This is a genomic window from Saccharomonospora halophila 8 (assembly GCF_000383775.1).
Taxonomy (GTDB): Bacteria; Actinomycetota; Actinomycetes; order Mycobacteriales; family Pseudonocardiaceae; genus Saccharomonospora; species Saccharomonospora halophila.
In genome coordinates this window covers 1-2,105 of sequence record NZ_KB912573.1, presented here as the reverse complement: position 1 = coordinate 2,105, position 2,105 = coordinate 1, and the positions used below count along the sequence as shown (strand labels likewise).

Here is a 2,105-nt window from a genome sequence, read left to right as displayed (position 1 = left end):
ACCCACCAGGGCGCCCGGTCGCGACGGCGCAGCGCCGACCAGGCGAGCAGGGCGACCGGCGGCAACCACGCGGTCGTGGGCCAGGCGTACGGCTCCTCCACGCCCACGGTGACGAACCCGGCGACGGTGGTGACCAGTGCGGCGAGGAACGCCGTCCGGCGCCGCAGCACCAGGGTGTACAGCACGTACGTCACCACCGCCGTCAGGGCGCACCAGGCGATCGCGTACGGCTTGTAGGCCTCCCAGCCGGACATGCCGGTCACCTCGGCGACCCGGCCGCCGAGCCAGAACCACCCGGCCGGATAGTACGGCGGCAAGTCGACGTAGTTCATGTCCTGCAACGCCGCCGACGACGCCGCCCGCTCCAGGTACTGCAGCCGGAAGGTGTTGTCGACCGAGGCCCCGCCGAGGAAGAACCGGGTCGCGTGCAGCGGCAACGCGAGCACCAGCGTGGCCAGCGTGCTCAACGTCGTCCACACGCCGAGGTGTTTCAGCCACGTCGGCCACCGCCGGACCCGCGCCGACCCCTGCGCGGTGAACACCACGGCGAACAGCACGGTCACCGCGGCAACCAGCAGCGCCTCGGGCACGTAGGTCTCCGTGCCGGACACCGGCAGGCGCGCCGTGACCGCCTGCCAGGCGGCGCTGAGCAGTACCGAGTACACCCCACCGAGCAGGAGTGCGGCGGCCGTGCCGCCCGGGGTCCCGAACGGCGGGCGACCGGGGACCGTGCCCGGCCGCCGGGGGTCCTCGTCGGCGGGGTGCGCACCGGACGTGTCGGCCGTGTCGTGCGTGGTCACCATGCGGGCACCTCGCGCGTGATCACAGGTAGTACGAGCACACGAGACTGACCACCCACGCGCCGCCCAGGACCTGCAGGACGCGGTCCCGCAGGGCGATCTCCTCGGGCTCGCCCGCGTTCCCGCAGTCGACGTCCACCGCGTAGCGCAGCACCGCGATCACGAACGGCACGATCGAGATCACGCTCCACACCGTGCCGGAGACGTTGTGCTGCTGCTCGAACGCCCACAGGCAGTACGACATGATCAGTATCGCGGCCGAGGTGGCCCAGACGAAGCGCAGGTAGCTGGCCGAGTACTTCTTCAGCGACGAGCGGATCTTCGCGCCCGTGCGTTCGTAGAGCATCACCTCGGCATAGCGCTTGCCCGCCACCATGAACAGCGATCCGAACGCGGTGACCAGCAGAAACCACTGGGACAGGCTGATCCCGGTGGCGACACCACCGGCGATCAGCCGCATGAGGAAGCCGGACCCGACGATCGCCAGGTCGATCACGGGCTGGTGCTTGAGACCGAAACAGTAGCCGAGCTGGATCGCCTGGTAGACCGCGAGCACGATCACCAACCGCCAGTCGGCCAGGAAACTGACCGCGGCACCCGCGGCGAAGAAGATCCCCGCCGCCGCGTACGCCACGGGGATCGGCACGACGCCCGCCGCGACCGGCCGGTGCCGCTTCGTCGGGTGCGCGCGGTCGGCCTCCACGTCGACCGCGTCGTTGATGAGGTAGACCGAGCTCGCGACCAGCGAGAACGCGAGGAACGCCACCGCCGCGTCGGCCAGCACGTCCAGATTCGCGATCTGGGCCGCGGTGAACGGGGCGGCGAAGACGAGAACGTTCTTCACCCACTGCCGGGGTCTGGCCGTCTTCGCCACCCCGGCCACGGTCGGGACGGGACCCCGCTTCCGGGTGGCCGCACCACCGGCGACGTCGGCACGCTCGGTCGTCTCACTCATGGTCGTTTCCGCTTCCGTGAGGTCAGCCTGCGGCGCAGGATGCCGCCGACGGCACCTCCCAGGGCGGCGCCGGCGAGTACGTCGGTCGGATAGTGCACGCCGAGCACGAGGCGCGAGACGAGCATCGGCGGCACGAGGGTGGGCACGAGATTACGCCCGACCAGCCCCGAGTACAGCACGGCGGCGGCCGTCGTCGACGTCGCATGTGACGAAGGGAAACTCAGCTTGCTGGGTGTGCCCACCCCCACCGCGACGTCCGGGTGCGTGGGCCGCGGCCTGCGCACGACCCGTTTGACGGCGATCGAGGCGGCGTGCGCACCGACGGCGCCCGCCGCGGCGGTGAGCCACCC

3 protein-coding genes are annotated in these 2,105 nt (G+C 71.2%); all 3 read right to left on the bottom strand.

Annotated features, from left to right (window positions below):
* A partial coding sequence (locus SACHA_RS22640; protein WP_019811495.1) for an arabinofuranosyltransferase occupies positions 1-803 on the bottom strand: 803 nt, incomplete at its 3' end.
* Between the two features lie 19 nt (positions 804-822).
* Positions 823-1,755: a decaprenyl-phosphate phosphoribosyltransferase gene (locus SACHA_RS0116395; protein WP_019811493.1), complete on the bottom strand. Its 933-nt coding sequence runs from the start codon at positions 1,753-1,755 to the stop codon at positions 823-825.
* A partial coding sequence (locus SACHA_RS0116390) for a phosphatase PAP2 family protein (RefSeq protein WP_019811491.1) occupies positions 1,752-2,105 on the bottom strand: 354 nt, incomplete at its 5' end. The genes SACHA_RS0116390 and SACHA_RS0116395, both read right to left, overlap by 4 nt.

Excerpts from the sequence above, each read along its gene's own strand:
- SACHA_RS0116395 (WP_019811493.1), bottom strand. The coding sequence starts at position 1,755 with ATGAGTGAGACGACCGAGCGTGCCGACGTCGCCGGTGGTGCGGCCACC.